14 protein-coding genes are annotated in these 18189 nt (G+C 73.5%); 9 read left to right on the top strand and 5 right to left on the bottom strand.

All coding sequences use genetic code 11. The annotated features are described in order from the left end of the window. Positions 1-246 precede the first annotated feature (246 nt). Positions 247-645 carry a hypothetical protein gene (locus QFZ71_RS12870; protein WP_307668374.1) on the bottom strand — a complete coding sequence of 133 codons (399 nt, stop codon included), beginning with the start codon at positions 643-645 and terminating at the stop codon, positions 247-249. 428 nt (positions 646-1073) lie between these two features. Here QFZ71_RS12870 and QFZ71_RS12865 point away from each other — a divergent pair, with 428 nt between their 5' ends. From QFZ71_RS12865 to QFZ71_RS12840, 6 genes are all read left to right on the top strand, one after another. Next, the gene (locus QFZ71_RS12865; RefSeq protein ID WP_307668373.1) at positions 1074-1592 is read left to right on the top strand and encodes a hypothetical protein; all 519 of its coding nucleotides are present in this window, start codon (positions 1074-1076) and stop codon (positions 1590-1592) included. A 109-nt stretch (positions 1593-1701) separates the two neighbouring features. Beyond that, the gene (locus QFZ71_RS12860) at positions 1702-2592 is read left to right on the top strand and encodes a DUF4097 family beta strand repeat-containing protein (RefSeq protein WP_307668372.1); all 891 of its coding nucleotides are present in this window, start codon (positions 1702-1704) and stop codon (positions 2590-2592) included. Between the two features lie 179 nt (positions 2593-2771). Further along, the gene (locus tag QFZ71_RS12855) at positions 2772-3773 is read left to right on the top strand and encodes an ATP-binding cassette domain-containing protein (RefSeq protein ID WP_307668371.1); all 1002 of its coding nucleotides are present in this window, start codon (positions 2772-2774) and stop codon (positions 3771-3773) included. Beyond that, positions 3770-4561, top strand: a complete 792-nt coding sequence (locus QFZ71_RS12850) for an ABC transporter permease (protein ID WP_307668370.1) — start codon at positions 3770-3772, stop codon at positions 4559-4561. Before QFZ71_RS12855 ends, QFZ71_RS12850 begins: the two co-directional genes overlap by 4 nt. 414 nt (positions 4562-4975) lie before the next feature. After that, positions 4976-5890 carry a diiron oxygenase gene (locus QFZ71_RS12845; RefSeq protein WP_307668369.1) on the top strand — a complete coding sequence of 305 codons (915 nt, stop codon included), beginning with the start codon at positions 4976-4978 and terminating at the stop codon, positions 5888-5890. Between the two features lie 9 nt (positions 5891-5899). After that, the gene (locus tag QFZ71_RS12840) at positions 5900-7570 is read left to right on the top strand and encodes an FAD-dependent oxidoreductase (protein WP_307668368.1); all 1671 of its coding nucleotides are present in this window, start codon (positions 5900-5902) and stop codon (positions 7568-7570) included. A 132-nt stretch (positions 7571-7702) separates the two neighbouring features. Here QFZ71_RS12840 and QFZ71_RS12835 read toward each other — a convergent pair whose 3' ends face one another. Beyond that, positions 7703-9100, bottom strand: coding sequence for an FAD-binding oxidoreductase (locus QFZ71_RS12835; protein WP_307668367.1), 1398 nt, complete (start codon positions 9098-9100; stop codon positions 7703-7705). Positions 9101-9240: 140 nt separating this feature from the next. On the opposite strand from QFZ71_RS12835, the gene QFZ71_RS12830 reads away from it, so the two are divergent. Together QFZ71_RS12830 and QFZ71_RS12825 are read left to right on the top strand one after the other, a co-directional pair. Next, the gene (locus tag QFZ71_RS12830) at positions 9241-10164 is read left to right on the top strand and encodes an aminoglycoside phosphotransferase family protein (protein ID WP_373465193.1); all 924 of its coding nucleotides are present in this window, start codon (positions 9241-9243) and stop codon (positions 10162-10164) included. Positions 10165-10412: 248 nt separating this feature from the next. Continuing rightward, the gene (locus tag QFZ71_RS12825; protein ID WP_307668365.1) at positions 10413-14318 is read left to right on the top strand and encodes an FG-GAP-like repeat-containing protein; all 3906 of its coding nucleotides are present in this window, start codon (positions 10413-10415) and stop codon (positions 14316-14318) included. A gap of 178 nt (positions 14319-14496) precedes the next feature. On the opposite strand, the gene QFZ71_RS12820 is transcribed toward QFZ71_RS12825, so the two are convergent. Next, positions 14497-15690 (bottom strand): NAD(P)-binding protein, encoded by a 1194-nt coding sequence (locus QFZ71_RS12820; RefSeq protein ID WP_307668364.1) that lies wholly within the window; start codon positions 15688-15690, stop codon positions 14497-14499. A gap of 102 nt (positions 15691-15792) precedes the next feature. On the opposite strand from QFZ71_RS12820, the gene QFZ71_RS12815 reads away from it, so the two are divergent. Continuing rightward, on the top strand, positions 15793-16476 hold the full coding sequence (locus QFZ71_RS12815) for a pentapeptide repeat-containing protein (protein WP_307668363.1): 684 nt from the start codon (positions 15793-15795) through the stop codon (positions 16474-16476). A gap of 55 nt (positions 16477-16531) precedes the next feature. On the opposite strand, the gene QFZ71_RS12810 is transcribed toward QFZ71_RS12815, so the two are convergent. Next, positions 16532-17029, bottom strand: a complete 498-nt coding sequence (locus tag QFZ71_RS12810) for a hypothetical protein (RefSeq protein WP_307668362.1) — start codon at positions 17027-17029, stop codon at positions 16532-16534. Between the two features lie 98 nt (positions 17030-17127). Beyond that, positions 17128-18186: a methyltransferase gene (locus QFZ71_RS12805; protein WP_307668361.1), complete on the bottom strand. Its 1059-nt coding sequence runs from the start codon at positions 18184-18186 to the stop codon at positions 17128-17130. Between the last annotated feature and the right edge of the window lie 3 nt (positions 18187-18189).

Genomic DNA, 18189 nt, shown 5'->3' with positions numbered 1-18189 from the left:
CGCCCCGGCGCGGGTGGCCCCTCTCCCGGACCGGGCGGACCTCCGCCCGGTCCGGGAGTCGCGCCGGTCCGGGTGCCGCGCAGGGCGGTCGCGGCCGCGTCGGGGCGGACGGTACCCGAAGGAACCCGTCCACCGGGGTGCGCTCTGAGCCCGGGGGTGGGTTACTTCGGGTTTCCCGTTCGGTTCGCCCGGCCGGGATCGGTCGCCGCCGTGGACGCGCGGAGGGCGTACGGGGTGGGGCTGCCGCTATCCGGTGGTGCCGGGTGGCGGGAGTGGGGGCAGCGGGGACTTGGCGCCGATGGTCAGTTCCACCTCGTGCCGGCGCGGCGTGAACTCCTTGACCGTCCAGGCGCTTTCGGCGAGGGACGTACCGGCTGCCGTGGTGTGGGCGGCGACGGTGAGGGTCGCGGCGGTGCCGGGGCCGGTGCGGAGATCGGCGGGGGCGGCCGTTCCGTCGGAGAAGCGCAGGTGGATGTCGATGGACTCCGGGGCGGAGGTGAACGCCTCCGGGTGGGGCAGGCCCTGGAGACGGCAGCGGGCCCCCGGAAACAGGTGGGTGTGGGAGCAGAGGGCCAGGTAGGAGGGCGGTGGGTCTTCGGGGTCCTGCGGGTTCCGTGGGTTCGGTGACGGGGGTGCGGGGGGCATGGGGGCTCCGGACGGTGGGGGATGCGGGGGGCGTGGGTGCGGGAGTGGGTGTGGGGCGCGAGGGGCGGGGCGTGGGGTCCGGGAGGGTGTGGTCCAGGTGCGGCGGGGCTCGTTCTCAGTCTGTACGCCGTGCGTGCGGCGGCGGTGGGTGCGCCACGCGGGTGCCGGGGGGCGGGGCCGAGGCCGGTGCCGGGAGCGGGATGGCGCGGGCGGCGGCACCGGGGAGGGGCTGGGGTGGCGCCGTGTGGCACACGCCGATGCCGAGTGGTGCCAGATGGCGCTCTTTTGGTGCCATCGTGGGGCAACGGGAGGGGTTTCGTGCTGCCGCGGCAGGGGTGACGGGTGTCTTTTCGCAGGTCAGAGGCACATTTCAGAAACCTGCGCCAATGTGGCTCGACGTGATGCCATTCATGTGCCATAGTTGAGCCATGGACCTCACCCCCTACGTCGACAACCTCCGGCGGGAACTTGCCGCCGCCGCGGACGCCAGCGGAGACGAAGCCCGTGCCCTGGCCGAACGGCTCAGCGTTCCCCTGGAATCCGCCGCCCGGCTGACCCTGCTCAACGTGCTCTCCGCCGCCATGGGGGACGTCACACGTGAACTGGCCCCCGGTTCGGTGGACGTGCGGCTGCGCGGACTCGACCCCGAGTTCGTGGTGACGCCACCGCCCGCACCGGAGCCGGTGGCCGAGGTGCGGGAGCCGGCCGCGGCCCCCGTCGCTGCGGCGGCCCCGGCCGGGGACGCCGACGACGGGACCATGGTCCGGATCAACCTCCGCCTCCCGGCCCACCTCAAGGGCCGGGCCGAGGGGGCGGCGGCGGCCGAGGGCCTGTCGGTCAACGCCTGGCTCGTACGGGCCGTCTCCCTCGCCCTCGACGGCGGCGGGCGGCCGAGCGCGCCGGGCCGGGCCAAGGGTTCCGGCGGCTTCACCGGCTGGGTCCGCTAACACCCGGAGGGCCTGGCCCTCTCCGTACCACCTTCACCGGCGGATCGCCCGATCCCGCCGACGTAACCGAGCACTCACCGACACCACGAGTCACGAGGACGGGACGACCATGCCTTCTTTCGACACCCCTGAGCCCATCTCCGCCGTCGTCGAGCTGGACGCCGGTACCGCCCGCATCACCGCCGGAAAGCGCCTCGACACGGTCGTGGAGGTGCTGCCGGCCGACGGGTCCGACAAGGACGACGTACGCGCCGTGCAGCAGACCGAGGTCTCCTGCTCCGGTGGACGCCTCACCGTCAGAACCCCGAAGAAACGGTCCCTGTTCGGCAGGCCGGGCTCCGTCGTGGTGAACATCGAACTGCCCGCCGGGTCCGACGTGCGGGGCACCTCCGCCCTGGGCGGCTTCATCTGCGAAGGACCGCTCGGGGACGTGCGGTTCAAGACCTCGCTGGGCGACCTCCGGGTGGACGAGGCGGCCCGCGCCGAACTCGCCACCGACCACGGCGACATCCGGCTGGACCGCTCCACCGGGGACGCCGAGATCACCGGCTCCGGCCGGGTCGAGATCGGCGCGGTCGCCGGGACGGCCGTCGTCAGGAACGGCAACGGCTCGACCGGGATCGACGAGGTCGGCGGAGAGCTGAGGGTCAACGCGGCCAACGGCGACATCTCCGTGGGCGTCGCCCGCGGCAGCGCCGTCGCCAAGGCCGCCAACGGCCGGATCGAGATCGGCACCGCCCACGCCGGGGTGGAGGCGACCACCTCCAACGGGCGCATCCGCGTCGGGGACGTGGTCCGCGGCCGGGTCGCCCTTCGCACCTCCGTCGGTGACATCGAGGTCGGCATCCACGCGGGCACGGCGGCCTGGCTCGACCTGGAGCCGAAGTACGGCACCGTACGCAGCGGCCTCGGCGCCGCCGCCGGTCCCGAGGACTCCGACGAAACCGCCGAGGTGCACGCCCGGACCGGGGCCGGGGACATCGTCATCCGCCGCGCCTGACCCCGCCGCACCCGATCGCCCCGAGCTCCTTCCCGACCCGCGCCCCTTCTCCCGTACCGCCTGTCTCCGGGCCGGCCCGGCCCCGTGCACGCCCTCGGGCCGGCCCGTCCCCACCCATGCCTTCGGGCCGTCCGTGCCCACCGCCGGGAACGCGCCCACCGCTGTGAAAGGGAATCAGCATGACCATCACCCCGACCCCCGCACCGGGCGCCGCCCGGCTCGCCACTCCGGCGATCAGCGCCACCGGACTGCGCAAGTCCTACGGCGACAAGGTCGTGCTCGACGGCATCGACCTGTCGGTCCCGCAGGGCACCGTCTTCTCCCTGCTCGGCCCCAACGGCGCGGGCAAGACCACCGCCGTCAAGATCCTCTCCACCCTCGTCGCCGCCGATGCGGGGGACCTGCGCGTCGGCGGCCATGACCTGGCCACCGACCCGCAGGCGGTGCGTGCCGCGATCGGCGTCACCGGGCAGTTCTCCGCCGTGGACGGGCTGATCACCGGTGAGGAGAACATGCTGCTCATGGCCGACCTGCACCACCTGTCCCGGCGCGAGGGGCGGCGGGTCGCCGCCGAACTGCTGGAGCGTTTCGACCTCGTGGAGGCGGCGAAGAAGCCCGCCTCCGGCTACTCCGGCGGCATGAAGCGCCGTCTCGACATCGCCATGACACTGGTCGGCGGGCCGCGGATCATCTTCCTCGACGAACCGACCACCGGCCTGGACCCGCGCTCGCGCCACACCATGTGGGGGATCGTCCGCGAGCTGGTCTCCGACGGCGTCACCGTCTTCCTCACCACCCAGTACCTGGAGGAGGCCGACGAGTTGGCCGACCGCATCGCCGTCCTCCACGGCGGGAGGATCGCGGCCGAGGGGAGCGCCGAGGAGCTGAAGCGGATCGTGCCCGGCGGCCACGTCCGGCTCCGGTTCACCGACCCGGTCGCCTACCGGTCCGCCGCCACCGCCCTGCGCGGGAGCGCCGGGGACGACGAGGCGCTGTCGCTCCAGATCCCCAGCGACGGCAGCCAGCGCGCCCTGCGCTCCGTCCTCGACCGGCTCGACGCGGCCGGCGTCGAGGCCGACGAGCTGACCGTGCACACCCCCGACCTCGACGACGTGTTCTTCGCCCTCACCGGCGCCGCCGTGCCCGCCCCGACCCACCAGCCGAAGGAGACTGTCCGATGAGCGCCCTCGCCCTCGCCGTCCGCGATTCGTCCACGATGCTGCGCCGCAACCTGCTGCACGCCCGGCGCTACCCCTCCCTCACCCTGAACCTGCTCCTCACGCCTGTCATGCTCCTGCTGCTCTTCGTCTACATCTTCGGCGATGTGATGAGCGCGGGCATCGGCGGCGAGGGGGCCGACCGCTCCACGTACATCGCCTACATCGTCCCCGGCCTGCTGCTGCTCACCATCGGCTCCACCGTGGTCGGGACGGCGGTCTCCGTCTCCAACGACATGACCGAGGGCATCATCGCCCGCTTCCGCACCATGGCGATCCACCGCGGTTCCGTGCTCGTCGGGCACGTCGTCGGCAGTGTGCTCCAGAGCGTGCTGAGCGTGGTCCTGGTCGGCGCGGTCGCCGTGGCCATCGGCTTCCGGTCCGTGGACGCCACCCCCCTGGAGTGGCTGGCCGCGTTCGGACTGCTGGTGCTCTTCTCCGCCGCCCTCACCTGGATCGCCGTGGGCATGGGGCTGATCAGCCCGAACGCCGAGGCGGCCGGCAACAACGCCCTGCCGATGATCCTGCTCCCCATGCTCTCCAGCGCGTTCATCCCGGTGGAGACGATGCCGGGCTGGTTCCGCCCGTTCGCCGAGTACCAGCCCTTCACCCCGGCCATCGAGACGCTGCGCGGGCTGCTGCTCGGCAGCGAGATCGGCCACAACGGCTGGCTGGCCGTGGGCTGGAGCATCGGACTCGTGGTGCTCGGCTACTTCTGGTCGGCCGCGAAGTTCGCCCGGGACCCCCGGTAGGCGGCCCCGTCGAAGCCCCGGTGGTCCCGGCAGCGGCCCGCGCTCCCACGAGCGCGGGCCGCTGCCGCCGTTTCCGGACGGGCCCGCCGGGGACCCGTCCGCTGCCCCGGAACCCGGGGTGCGAGCCCTGGGGCCGGAGGGGCGGAGGGGGTGAACTTCCCTGGTGCGGCAAGGAGATGCGGTGAGCATCCGGGCCGATTCCTCCCAGGGGGTAGGCCGATCCAGGGTCCTTGTTATACCTTGCGTCTAACAAGCGGGTGGGGTCCCGGCCGTCGACTCCGGCGTGGGCGGGTGCCGGTGCGGGTCGCCGCCCCCGGCCCTGTGGTCCCGTGCGGCCCCCGTACACCACGGGCCCGCCGACGTACGCACTCGTCACGATCAAGGATCACCGCACTCGACCCAAGGAGCCGCACCATGGCCGGCAGCACCGTTCCGTCGAAGGTCCAGGAGAGCCCGGAGAGCGACGACGTCGCGCGGCGGCTGCTCGACTCGGCCGCGCAGCTGGCGTACGACCCGGCCACCGAGGTGGACTGGGACACTCCGCTGGACAAGGACTTCCACGGCGCGAGCCCCGAGTGGTGCAGCCTCTACGGGACCGCGTACTGGGGCGAGTTGACCGAGGCGCAGCGCAAGGAGCTGACCCGGCAGGAGGCGGCCTCGGTCGCCAGCACGGGCATCTGGTTCGAGATGATCCTCCAGCAGATGGTGCTGCGGGACATCTACATGAAGGACCCGGCGGGCGCGGAGTTCCAGTGGGCGCTCACCGAGATAGCCGAGGAGTGCCGCCACTCCATCATGTTCGCGCGCGGTGCGCGGAAGCTCGGCGCCCCCCACTACCGCCCCCGGCGCGCGGTGATGGAGCTGGGCAGGGCGTTCAAGACGCTGGCGTTCGGCGAGGCGGCGTACGCGGCGATCCTGGTCGCCGAGGAAGTGCTCGACGTGATGCAGCGGGACTGGATGCGCGACGAGCGGGTCGTGCCGTTCGTCCGCACCATCAACAACATCCACGTGGTGGAGGAGTCCCGGCACATGAAGTTCGCGCGGGACGAGACCCTCAAGCGGCTGGAGGGCGCGGGGTGGGCGCGGCGGCAGATCAACGCGTTCGTCGTCGCGGTCGCCTCGTACTTCATCGTGACCAGCATGGTGAACCCGAAGGTCTACCGGCGGGCCGGTCTCGACCGGAAGCGCGCGCTGGCCGCCGCGAAGACCAACGAGCACCACAAGTCCATGATGCGGTCGAGCTGTTCGGGGCTGATGGACTTCCTGGCCTCCGCCCGTCTGCTCACCAAGCCCGCCCTCGCGTTCTACAAGCGCGCGAACCTGATCTGAGCCGGGGCCATGACCTACGCCATCACCCAGACCTGCTGCAACGACGCCACCTGCGTGGCCGTGTGCCCGGTCAACTGCATCCACCCGACGCCGGAGGAACGCGCCTTCGGCTCCACGGAGATGCTGCACATCGACCCCCGCGCCTGCATCGACTGCGGGGCCTGCGCGGACGCCTGCCCGGTGGACGCCATCTTCCCGGTGGACTCGCTGACCGGCGGACAGCGGGAGTACGCGGAGATCAACGCCGCCTACTACGCCGGTGACGCCGGGCCGCCCGCCGGGGCCGAGGTCGAGGGGCCGAACTTCCACGTCTGGGGCGAACCGGTCTTCGAGCGGAGTCTGCCGTCCGACTTCGGGCCGCTGCGGGTGGCGGTCGTCGGCACCGGGCCGGCCGGGATGTACGCGGCGCAGGACCTGCTGCTGCATACCGCCGCCGAGGTGACCCTGATCGACCGGCTGCCGGTGGCGGGCGGTCTGGTGCGGTACGGGGTGGCCCCCGACCACCCCGCGACGAAGAAGGTCGGCGACACCTTCTCCCGCTTCCACTCCCACCCCCGTGTCCGGATGCACCTGGGCATCGAGGTGGGCCGGGACGTCACCGCCGAGGAACTGTCCGCCCACCACGACGCGGTGGTCTACGCGGTCGGGGCCTCCACGGACAAGCGGCTCGGGGTGCCGGGGGAGGAGACGCCCGGCTGCCTGTCGGCCACGGCGTTCGTCGCCTGGTACAACGCCCACCCGGAGGCCGTCGCCCGGGGCGTCGATCTCTCCGCCGAGCGGATCGTCGTCGTGGGCAACGGCAATGTCGCCCTCGACGTCGCCCGCATCCTGGTCGCCGACCCGGAGGCGCTGGCGGCCACCGACATCGCCGCCCACGCGCTGGACGCGCTGCGGGCGAGCCGGGTGCGGGAGGTCGTGGTGCTGGGGCGGCGGGGCCCCGAGGACGCCGCGTACACCCGCTCCGAACTCCTCGCGCTGAAGCACCTGCCGGGGGTGGAGCTGGTGGTGGACGACCACGACCCCCGGACGGCGGCGGCGATCGACGCGGCCGGTCCGGGGGACCGGGCCGGGGACCTGCGGGGCCTCGTCCGGGTCCGGACGGGCACCGAGCCCTGCGGGGACTCCGCGCGGCGCATCGTGCTGCGCTTCCACTCCGAGGCGGTGGAGATCCTGGGCGGCGAGGACGGCGTGCGCTCCGTACGCGTCACGGACGGCGGCGGGGACGGCACGGCTGACCTGCGGGCCGGGCTGCTGCTGCGGGCCATCGGCTACCGGGGGCTCCCGGTCCCCGGCCTGCCGTTCGACGAGGCGAAGGGGACCGTCCCGCACGAGGGCGGCCGGATCGCCGGGATGCCCGGCAGCTATGTGGTCGGCTGGATCAAGCGGGGGCCGTCCGGCGGGATCGGCGCCAACCGCACCTGCGCGGCCGAGACGGTCGGCACGCTGCTGGCCGACGCGGTCGCCGGGACGCTGCCCGCCCCGACGGGCGACGCCAAGGCGTTCCGCCGGCTGGCCCGGCAGCGCAACCGCCGTGTCGTGGACGCGCGGGGCCTGGCGGCGATCGACCGGGCGGAGCGGGAGCGCGGACGGGCCGCGGGCCGGCCGCGGGTGAAGCTCGCCACGGTCGAGGAGCTGGTCGCCACGGCGCGGTCGCGGCGGCTGCTGCGGTTGGCACGCTGAGGCGGGACCGTACAGGCGGCCTGCGAAGTCCGGCCCGGAGCCCGGCGGTTCGCGCCGCGGGGCTCCGGGCCGGAGTGCGTCCGGAACACATCCGGCCGCCCCCGCCCGGTGGTACGGGCGCGGCCCGGTGGCTCAGCGGCCCGCGATGCGGTCCGCTGCCTTGGCGAGGGGGTCCGTGCCGGGGCGCGGCGAGGTGGTCTCCCGGCGGTCGGCGGCGCGGTAGGCCGCGTACATGCCGTGGACGCCGAGCCAGCGCAGCGGTTCCGGCTCCCAGCGGCGGACCTTGTGGTTCACCCAGGGCAGCGTGGTGAGGTCCGTCGGGCCCGCCTGGCCGGAGTCCTGCTGGATCAGGTCGCGCAGGGTGCGGGCGGCGAGGTTGGCGGTGGCGACGCCGGAGCCGACGTAACCGCCCGCCCAGCCCAGGCCCGTGGAGCGGTCGAGCGTGACCGTGGCGCACCAGTCGCGCGGCACGCCGAGGACGCCGGACCAGGCGTGGTCGACGCGGACGCCCGCCGTGGTGGGGAAGAGCCGGACCATCAGGTCGCGCAGGGCGGTGACGGTGGCCGGGTGGGTGCGGCCGTCGTCGTCGGTGGCCGAGCCGAAGCGGTACGGGCGGCCGCGCCCGCCGAGCGCGATGCGGTCGTCGGCGGTGCGCTGGGCGTAGAAGTAGGCGTGCGCCATGTCGCCCAGGGTCTCGCGGCCCTCCCAGCCGATCGTGTCCCAGATCCGGGCGGGCAGCGGCTCGGTGACGATCATGGACGAGTTCATCGGGAGCCAGGTGCGCTTCTGGCCCTTGAGGCTCGCGGTGAACCCCTCGGTGCACCGCAGGACGTACGGGGCGCGGACCGTGCCGTACGGCGTCACCGCGTGCTTGGGCTTGATCTCGGTGACCGGCGTCGACTCGTGGATGGTCACGCCGAGCGCCTCCACCGCGTCCGCGAGCCCCTTGACCAGCTTGGCCGGGTGCAGCCGGGCGCCGTGCGGGGTCCAGGTGGAGCCGGCCGCCCCGGTCACCCGGACGCGCTCGGCCGTCTCGCGGGCGCCGCGCAGGACGCGGTCGGTCTCCCCGAAGGCGATCTCGACGCTGTGGAAGTCCTTGAGGCGGGCGAGCTGGGCCGGGGTGTGCGCCACCTCCAGGACGCCGCCCCGGTGGATGTCCGCGTCGATGCCCTCCTCGGCGGCGGCCCGGACGACCTCGCCCACGGTCTCGTTCATCGCCTTCTGGAGCCGTACGGCGGCGTCGTGGCCGTGCAGCTTCGCGTACCGGTCGCGGCCCGCGATGCCGTTGTACAGCCAGCCCCCGTTGCGGCCGGAGGCCCCGTAACCGCAGAACTTGGCCTCCAGGACCGTGATGTTGAGGAAGGGGGCCGCCTTCTTCAGGTAGTACGCCGTCCAGAGCCCGGTGTAACCGCCGCCGACGATGCAGACGTCGACGTTCGTGTCGCCGGGGAGGGGTTCGCGCGGGGCGGGGGTGCCCTCCTGCGCGTACCAGAACGATATGCCGCCGACGACGGTACTGACGGTGCTCATGATGCCCCTGGTGTCCCTGTGCGGTGAGATGCCGAGCGTATGTCTGGCGGGACGTTACTGCGCGCGGGGCCGATCCGTCTCCCGGGGCGTATCGCCCGGCCCGGATCGTTTCGCCTCCCGCTGCCGCGCCGCTCCCTAGGATCGGGGACGTGATCGACGTCCCCGCGGAGCTGGCCGCCACGCAGTCCCGGTACAACGGAGCGGCCGGCCGGGCCTTCGTCGCCGCCCTGCCGGACCTCGCCGCCCGGTGCCTGGAGCGGTGGGGGCTGCGGGTGGACGGTCCGTCGATGCACGGGATGTGCGCGCTGGTGCTGCCGGTGGTGCGGGAGGCGGACGGGCGGCCCGCCGCGCTGAAACTCCAGGCCGTGGACGAGGAGACGGCGGGCGAACCCGTCGCCCTGCGGGCCTGGGCGGCGGCGGGGGCCGGGGCGGTGGAGCTGCTCGGCCACGACCCGGAGACCGGTGCGCTGCTGCTGGAACGGCTCGACGAGCGGCGGCCGTTGTCCGGCGAGGCCGACGTACGGGGAGCGGTGGCCGCCCTCGGTGCGGTGCTGGCCCGGCTGGCGGCGGTGCCCGCGCCCAAGGGCCTGCGCACGCTGGGCGCGGTGGTGGAGCGGATGCTCGCTCAGGCCCCGGAGCAGACGGCCCTGCTGGCCGACGCGGCGGACCGGCGGTTGCTCGCCGACTGTGCGGCGGCGGTACGCGAGGTCGCGGGGGAGCCGGGGGACCGGCTGCTCCACTGGGACCTGCACTACGACAACGTCCTGGCCGGCCGCGCGGAGACGGGACGGGCGGGCGAGTGGATCGCCCTCGACCCGAAACCGCTTGCCGGGGACCCGGCCTTCGAGCTGTTCCCGGCACTGGACAACCTCTTCGACGCGGAGGAGGTGGTGTGGCGGTTCGACGCGTTGACGGAGGCGCTGGGCCTGGAGCGGGACAGGGAGCGGGCGCGGGCCTGGACGCTGGGCCGGGTGCTCCAGAACGGGCTGTGGGGGGCCGGGGGCGGGGAGGTCCGCGTCGCCCCGGACCACGCGGAGATCGCGCGGCGGCTGCTGGGGCGGTGAGAGGGGGACAGGTGCGTCGTCGTGGCGGCCGGGGCGTCCGGCCGCGTCACCGGGCGTCAGCGGAACATCAGTGAAACGGCAGCGCGGGGAGCGAAGCTTTGCTTGGCCACACCGATCGTCTTCCCCGTACGTGCCGTGCCCGCCGCCCGGGCGATTCCGGCCGTGGGACGGGCGAAGCCGCGCGGCGCGGCCGGCGGGACCCGATCCGACGGTGGCCGACAGCTGAACCGACCATCGAAGGAACGCACATGAGACGTCTTTCCGGCTACCGCCGAAGACGACCCCTCGACGCGGTGGGAGCGGAGGGCGACCGGCCCGCGACCCCCGCGCCCGCCCGCCGACGTGCCCGCCTCGGCGCGCGGCTGATCGCCGCCTCCCTCGCGGGAGCGCTGCTGGCCTCGGTCACGGCAGTGGTGGGGTCGTCCCCCGCCGTCGCGGCCCCGGGCGATCCGGCGGCCGGCCCGCCCGTCGACACGACCGTGGTCATCCAGAGCGTCGGAGACGACGTGGAGGGCGCGGGGGGCGGCGGTTACCAGATCTCCGGTACCGAGCTGCTCCACCGCGCCACGCCCCCCAAGGGCGACGAGGACAACCAGTGGTGGTACCTCCAGGCATCGGCAGGCGGCACGTACAAGGTCAGGAGCCGCACCCTGGACGACCGGTGCATGGGGCGGGACGCCGACGCCGAAGGCGCAGCGCGGCTGGCCTTCCGCGACTGTGCCGGCCCCGGCACGGACTGGGAGTTCCACCGGTACAAGGGGGATCAGTACAAGATCCGCCCGGTGGGACACGTGGAGTACCTGCAGACCCCGGCGAAGGTCGACAAGGAGGACCGGGAGAACGGGGGCGACGTGACGTTCGGCGCCTCCCTGGACGAGGGCGAGAAGCAACTCTGGTACGTCACCCGCGTGTCGCCCACGAAGCAGGCGATGCCTGCTGATCCGACGTTCGACCAGCGGACCTACCTCACCGCGCACAACGCCTTCTACAACCAGGACGACGCGGACGGCGCGGCGCCCATGCCGAACCAGTCCCACTCCATCCGGCAGCAGTTGGCCAACGGCGTACGCGGTCTGATGCTCGACGGCTACCAGCACAACGGCAGAGTCCGGATGTGCCACGAAGTGTGCATTCCGACCAGCCGGCCCATGTCCGACGTGTTCACCGACATCGCGGACTTCTTGAAGGACCCGGCCAACGGGAACGAGATCGTCACCGTCTTCCTGCAGGACGCCACCTCGTACGACGAGCTGAACGCTGAGATCGGGGACGACCTCGGGCCCGGTGGTCAGCTCGCCGGCATGGTGTTCAACCCGTCCTCGGAGACGATCCCCGGCTGGTCCTCGGACATCGCCTGGAACGTGAAGGCGAACGGGTGGCCCAAGGTCTCGGACATGGTCGAGCGCGGTAAACGGCTCGTCCTGTTCACCAGCGACGGCGAAACCGCCAAGGAAGACGAGAAGGACAGGCTCAAGCGGCACCGTCTCAGTTTCCAGCACGACAAGGACTGGACGGCCGAGAACTACTGGTCGATGGGTGCGGGCATCGGCAACTCGGACTGGAGTTGCCGCACTCGGTGGGACGAGATCCCGCTGGCGAAGGAAGAGCCGAAGTTCCGCCGGCTGTTCGTCATGAACCACTTCCGGGACGCCGCGTACGAGGACACGGCCCGGAACGACAACGCGAAGATCGTCAATCGGGCGCAGCGGTTCTGTTCACCCGCCGCCCGCAAGAAGCCGAACTTCATCGCGGTGGATCAGTACGACACCTCCTGGGCGCAGCCCGTACCGGAGAGCGACGCGTTGGCGGCCGTGAACGAGCTCAACACGTACACGTACCACGACGACACCCCCGGCCAGGGCGGGACGCCCGACGAGCTGGGTGTGGACTGGAAGGTCCCCCGCCTCACCGTCATGCCGCTCGGCGACTCCATCACCGAGGGGGCGGGCAGCTCCACCCGGTCCAGCTACCGGGCCGCCCTGTGGCCCCGGCTCGTACCGCGGGCGGGGACGCTGGACTTCGTCGGCTCGCTGAAACACGGCCAACTGCCCGACCTCGACCACGAGGGCCATTCGGGGTGGTTGATCGAGGGCCTGTCGGCCAACATCGACTCCTGGATGGACCAGGCCAAGCCGAACGTCGTGCTGCTGCACATCGGCACCAACGACATGGACCGTGACCACCAGGTCGCCACCGCCCCCGCCCGGCTGGCCGGGCTGATCGACCAGATGATCGCGGCGTCCCCGGACACCACGATCGTCGTCGCCTCCCTGGTCCCGTCCACCTCCCCGGCGGTCCAGGCGCGGATCAACGCGTACAACGCGGAGATCCCGAAGATCGTCGCCGAGCGGCAGGCCCAGAAGCACAAGGTCGCGTTCGTCAGCATGGCCTCCCTCACGCACGCCGACCTGAAGGACCGGCTCCACCCCAATGACCAGGGCTACGTGAAGATGGCCGACGTCTTCGCGGAGGGCATCTCGCAGGTCGCCCGGAAGGGGTGGATCAGCGAGCAGGTCGTCGTGAAGCCCGCTCCGGCCCGTACGGGCCTGGGCGACTACCAGGTGGACCTGAACGCCGACGGCCGCGCCGACTACCTCGTGGTCGACGCCAACGGGGCGGTAAGCGCCTGGCTGAACAAGGGCGGTGACGGCCGCGGCGGCTGGACCTCCGCCGGGCAGGTCGCCTCGGGTGTGGACCTGGCGGGAGGCCGGGTGCGGTTCGCCGATCTGAACGGCGACGGCTACGCCGACTACCTGGTGGTGGACGCCAACGGCGCGGTGCGGGCCTGGCTGAACAAGGGCGGCACCGGCGTCAGCGGCTGGACCGCCGCCGGACAGGTCGCCACCGGCGTGAACCTCGCCGGTGGCCAGGTGCGGTTCGCCGACCTGAACGCCGACCGGTTCACCGACTACCTCGTGGTCGACCCGAACGGCGCCGTGCGGGCGTGGCTCAACAAGGGCGGCACCGGCACGGCGGGCTGGACCGCCGCCGGGCAGATCGCCTCCGGGGTCGGCGTTCCGGCCGACCAGGTGCGGTTCGCCGACGTCAACGCCGACGGCTTCGCGGACTACCTGGCCGTGGCCGCCGACGGGGCCGTCCAGGCGTGGCTGAACCAGGGCGGCAGCGGCATCGGCGGCTGGACCGCCGCCGGGCAGATCGCCACCGGCACGGGTGCTCACGGCTCCTGGGTGCGCTTCGCGGACGTCAACGCCGACCGCAGGGCCGACTACCTCGTGGTGGACGCCAACGGCGCGGTACGGGCCTGGCTCAACGGCGGTGGCGACGGCGGCGGCGTGGGCGGAGGCGGCTGGACGCCCGTCGACCGCTTCGCGGCGGGCGCGGGCGCCCCGGCGGACCAGGTCCGCTTCGCCGACATCGACGCGGACCGCAGGGACGACTACCTCGTCGTCGCGCCGGACGGCTCGGTGCGTGCCTGGACCAACAACGGCGCCGCCGGGGGCTGGACCTCCGTCGGCCAGATCGCCGTGGGCGTGGGCGCCCCCGGCTCCTCGGTGCACTTCGCCGATCTGAACGCCGACGCCCGCGCCGACTATCTGGTCCTCGGCGCGGACGGCTCCGTACAGGCATGGCTGAACAACGGCGGTGACGGCAAGGGCGGTTGGACGGCCCTCGGTACGTACGCCGCCGGCGTCGGCGCCCCGGCCGCCCAGGTCCGGTTCGCCGATGTCAACGCGGACGGCCGGGCGGACTACCTCGCGGTGGCCGACGACGGTTCGGTGCGCGCGTGGCTCAACCAGGGGGGAGACGGCAGCGGCGGCTGGAGCGGTGTCATCCGTCTCTCCACCGGTGCCGGGGCCCCCGGAAGCCAGGTGCGGTTCGCGGACCTCGACGCCGACGGCCGGGCGGACTACCTGGTGGTCGCCGACGACGGTTCCGTGAAGGCGTGGCTGAACAAGGACGGCAACGGGAACTGGACGACGCTCGGTGTCTACGCCCCCGCCATGGGCGTCCCCGGCGCACAGGTGCGGTTCGCCGAGGCCAACGGCGACGGCCGGGCCGACTACGTCGCGGTCGCCCCGGACGGCTCGGCGCGTGCCTGGCTGAACAACGGCGGTGAGATCAAGGGTGGTTGGTCGGGTCTCGGCCTGATCGCCTCCGGTGCGGGAGCCCCGGCGTCCCAGGTCCACATCTGACCCGGATCGCGCACCACCGGGTACGTGACACCGGGCGCAGGACGCCTGACGTACCGGAAGCATCTGGTGCCTCACGTACCGGAAGAACGGGCCGCACGCTGTCACCCCATCGGTGGCAGCGTGCGGCCCTCCGTACGTGGTGGCGGTGGCGGTCTCGCCCGGCACCGCGGCCCGTACCTCACCTGCGCCGGCAGCCGGCCCCGGACCCGGTGCGCTGCCCTGCGGCCTTCACCGCGAGCATCGCGGCTTCGAGGCCGCTGGTGAAGGAGACCTCGCTGAGGAGTCCGGGGGCGGCGACCTGGTCGCCCGCCAGGAAGACCCCGTCGCCACGGACGACGGAGGGCCGGTCACGCCAGGTGGTGCCGGGGCGGTCGACGGCCCCGGTGCGGCCGTCGGCCAGTGCCTCGCCGCGCCAGGTCGTGCGCTCCCGCCAGCCGGGGAAGCCCAGGTCGAGCAGTTCCTCGGCGCGGGCGACGCCCTCCGCCCGGCGCGCGTCCGGGCCGATCGGGAACTGGCCCTGGAGCAGCTGTTCGCCCGCCGGGGCGAGACCGGGGTCCTGGGCGGTGAACCGTTCCAGCCAGCCGGGCGCGTCCAGGTCCGACACCACGAACGCGTCGCCGCGCCGGGTGCGTACCGCCAGGTCCACCAGGACGGTGCGGCCGCTCTCCCCGGTGAGGGACGCGTCGTCGAGCAGGGCGCGGGCGGCGGCGAGCGAGGTGGCGACGATCACCGGTCCGGTACGGGCCAGCTCGCCGAGCGTCCGGGTGTCGACGCGGGTGGCCGTCTCGACGGTGACCCCGAGACCGCGGGCGTGGGCGGCCATCCGCTCGACCAGCGTCCCCCAGCCGCCGACCGGGTAGCGGGCCTCGGGCGGCAGCGAGCCGAGCCGGTGCAGGCGCTCCTGGACGAACCGGGCCGAGAGCGCACCGGGGTCGTGGTGGAACAGCGCGGTGGCGGCGAAGTGCGCGGCCGCCCTGGCGCCCTCCGCGCCGACCCGGTCCGCCGCCCAGTCCAGGAAGCGGTCGTCCACCGGGGCGGTGTGCGGGGCCCGGCGGACGAGCCGCAGCAGGGCCGGGGGAGGCATCCGGCGGAGGGCCCCGGCACGGCGGAAGCGGAAGCGGAGCCCTTCGCGGGGCGGTACGGGGACGAGGGGGCCGAGCAGCCCGCGCCGGGCCAGCCAGGTGGCGTGCGGGCCGTGCCGGTACAGGGCGTGCGGGCCCTCGTTGGCGCGGTACGGCCCGTCGGCGGTCCTGGCCCGGCCGCCGAGCGCCCGGTGGCCTTCGTACAGGGTGACCCGTGCGCCCGACTCGGCCGCCGTGATCGCGGCGGTGAGCCCGGCGAGCCCGCCGCCGATGACGTGGATGTGCACCATGGCTGGATCTCCTTCGCGTCGTTGATGATGTGACGGATCGGGGGCGTCCGCACGTGACACGGTCGGCGGGGCGTTGTCCGTGGTGTGCGTCACGATGGGGGGATGGCAGTGAGCGGCGGGAAGAGGAGCACGGCGGGCGTGACGGCGGCACGGCGGCCGGAGGTGCGGCTGCCGCCTCTCGTCCCGTACGACGGCGAGGGCCTGGAGCCGGACGGGGACTACGACGGGCTCCGGTTCGGCGGGGCGGACCTGGCGGACGCGTCGGGCCGGGGGGCGAGGTTCCTGGACTGCGCCCTGGACGGCTGTGCCCTGGACCGCGCGGAGCTGGCGCGGGCCCGTTTCATCGACTCGGTCCTGACGGGCGTACGGGGTGTGGGCACGGACCTCGCGGAGGCGTCGCTGCGGGACGTGGAGGTGGTGGACGCCCGCCTCGGCGGGGTGCGGCTGCACGGTGCGGTGCTGGAGCGGGTGCTGGTGCGGGGCGGCAAGATCGACTACCTGAACCTGCGCGGGGCGCGGCTCAAGGACGTCGTCTTCGAGGGCTGCGTGCTGTCCGAACCGGACTTCGGGGACGCGCACCTGGTCCGCGTCGAGTTCCGCGACTGCGTGCTGCGGCGGGCGGACTTCAGCGGCGTCCGGATGGAGTCGGTGGACCTGCGCACGGTGGCCGAGCTGGACATCGCGCGGGGTGTGGAACGGCTGGCGGGCGCGGTGATCAGCCCGGTGCAGCTGATGGAGCTGGCCCCGGCGTTCGCGGCGCAGATCGGGGTGCGGGTGGAGGCGTGAGGGGCGCGCGCCGGGGGGCTGCGGGGGTGGGGAGGCCCCGGAGGTCGCGGAGGGCTCAGATCCGGGGGAAGCGGGCCTGGAGGTCCCAGATCACGGGGTTGTCGGCGAGGCCCTCGTGCAGGTCGGCCAGGTCGGCGATCAGGTCGTGCAGGAAGTCGCGGGCCTCGCGGCGCAGGAGGGAGTGGCTGAAGGTCAGCGGGGGTTCGTCGCCGGGCATCCAGTCCGCCTCGACGTCGACCCAGCCGAAGCGCCGCTCGAAGATCATGACGTCCGAGGACTCGGTGAAGTCCAGCTCCGCGTACTGCCTCCGGTGCGAGCGGTTGCCGCGCGGGTCCTGGTCGATCTGCTCGACGATGTCGCACAGAGCCCACGCGAAGTCGAGCACCGGCACCCATCCCCAGCCTGTGGACACCTCGCGGTCCGCCTTGGTGTCGGCGAGGTAGACGTCGCCGGAGAACAGATCGTGCCGCAGCGCCCGGACGTCCGCGCGGCGGTAGTCGGTCTGCGGGGGATCGGGGAAGCGGCGGGAGAGGGAGTAGCCGATGTCGAGCACGGTTCGATGGTGTCACGTCCGTCCGGGGCGGGCCGCCACGACCGGGTGGAGCGGTGCGGGCGGCCCCGTCCGCTGTGCGCGGGACCGCCCGGCGCGGGTCAGGCGGCCACGGCCTCGATGACGGCGAACGGCGCGGCCTCCGCGAGCGGGGTGACCGCCGTGAGGGTCAGGCCCGCTCGGCGGCACACCTCCGCGAAGTCCTCGCGGGTGCGCTCCCGGCCGCCCACGTTCACCAGCATGTTGAGGTCGCTCAGGTAGGTGACCCCGCCGTCGGTGACGTCGTCCCGGAGGTCGACCGCGTCGGGAAGCACGGGCTCCACGATCAGGACGAGGCCGCCGGGCGGCAGCACCTCGCGGCAGTGGCTCAGGATCGTGACCGCCCGGTCGTCCGTCCAGTCGTGCAGGACGCTCTTGATCAGGTAGAGATCCGAGCCCGCGGGCACCGCGTGGAAGAAGTCTCCGGCGATCAGGGAGCACCGGTCCTCCAGCCCGTGCCGCGCCATCGTGTCCGGCGTCGCCGCCAACCCCTCCGCCGTGTCGAGGACGACACCGGTGAGGCCGGGATGCGCGGAGAGCACACCGGCCAGGAGGGTCCCGTCGCCCCCGCCGACATCCGTGACCGTGGTGAACCGGCCGAAGTCGAAGGCGTGCGGCAGGGCGGCGGCGGTCTCCGCAGCGGCCTGGCTCATCGCCGCGTTGAACTCCGCGGACAGTTCGGGATGCCGGGCGAGGTGGCTGAAGAAGTCGGTGCCGAATATGCCGTCGAACGCGACCTCGCCGGTGCGGACGCTGTCGTCCAGGTGCTCCCAGGCGCGCACGATCACCGGTTCGGTGAACATCCTGACGAACGAGGCGAGCGAGTCGGGGCGGCCGGGGTGCAGCAGTGCGCCCGCGGGGGTCACCGAGAAGGATCCGGGGACGGGCTCCCGCAGCAGGCCGAGCCCGGCCAGGGCGCGCAGCAGCCGCTCCATGGGCTGAGGTTCGGCTCCGGCGTCGGCGGCCACCTCGACGGCCGGGCGCGCCCTGTCGCCCACCAGTTCCACCACCCTCAGCCGGGCTGCCGCGCGCAGGGTCTGCGCCGCCATGCTCCCGAACGCGAGCCGGACGATCAGATCGCGGCCGGCCGTCTCCGCGACCGTGACATCGGTGTTGGTCATGGG

The sequence above is a fragment of the Streptomyces sp. V2I9 genome (assembly GCF_030817475.1).
In the GTDB taxonomy this organism is placed as follows: Bacteria; Actinomycetota; Actinomycetes; order Streptomycetales; family Streptomycetaceae; genus Streptomyces.
The sequence above is the reverse complement of the archived record's forward strand: the minus strand, read 5'-3'. Positions and strand labels throughout refer to the sequence as shown.

Coding starts and splice junctions, on each gene's coding strand:
- QFZ71_RS12855 (WP_307668371.1), top strand. CDS start 2,772: ATGACCATCACCCCGACCCCCGCACCGGGCGCCGCCCGGCTCGCCACT.
- QFZ71_RS12835 (WP_307668367.1), bottom strand. CDS start 9,100: ATGAGCACCGTCAGTACCGTCGTCGGCGGCATATCGTTCTGGTACGCG.
- QFZ71_RS12825 (WP_307668365.1), top strand. CDS start 10,413: ATGAGACGTCTTTCCGGCTACCGCCGAAGACGACCCCTCGACGCGGTG.
- QFZ71_RS12865 (WP_307668373.1), top strand. CDS start 1,074: ATGGACCTCACCCCCTACGTCGACAACCTCCGGCGGGAACTTGCCGCC.
- QFZ71_RS12820 (WP_307668364.1), bottom strand. CDS start 15,690: ATGGTGCACATCCACGTCATCGGCGGCGGGCTCGCCGGGCTCACCGCC.
- QFZ71_RS12845 (WP_307668369.1), top strand. CDS start 4,976: ATGGCCGGCAGCACCGTTCCGTCGAAGGTCCAGGAGAGCCCGGAGAGC.
- QFZ71_RS12815 (WP_307668363.1), top strand. CDS start 15,793: ATGGCAGTGAGCGGCGGGAAGAGGAGCACGGCGGGCGTGACGGCGGCA.
- QFZ71_RS12805 (WP_307668361.1), bottom strand. CDS start 18,186: ATGACCAACACCGATGTCACGGTCGCGGAGACGGCCGGCCGCGATCTG.
- QFZ71_RS12870 (WP_307668374.1), bottom strand. CDS start 645: ATGCCCCCCGCACCCCCGTCACCGAACCCACGGAACCCGCAGGACCCC.
- QFZ71_RS12850 (WP_307668370.1), top strand. CDS start 3,770: ATGAGCGCCCTCGCCCTCGCCGTCCGCGATTCGTCCACGATGCTGCGC.
- QFZ71_RS12860 (WP_307668372.1), top strand. CDS start 1,702: ATGCCTTCTTTCGACACCCCTGAGCCCATCTCCGCCGTCGTCGAGCTG.
- QFZ71_RS12840 (WP_307668368.1), top strand. CDS start 5,900: ATGACCTACGCCATCACCCAGACCTGCTGCAACGACGCCACCTGCGTG.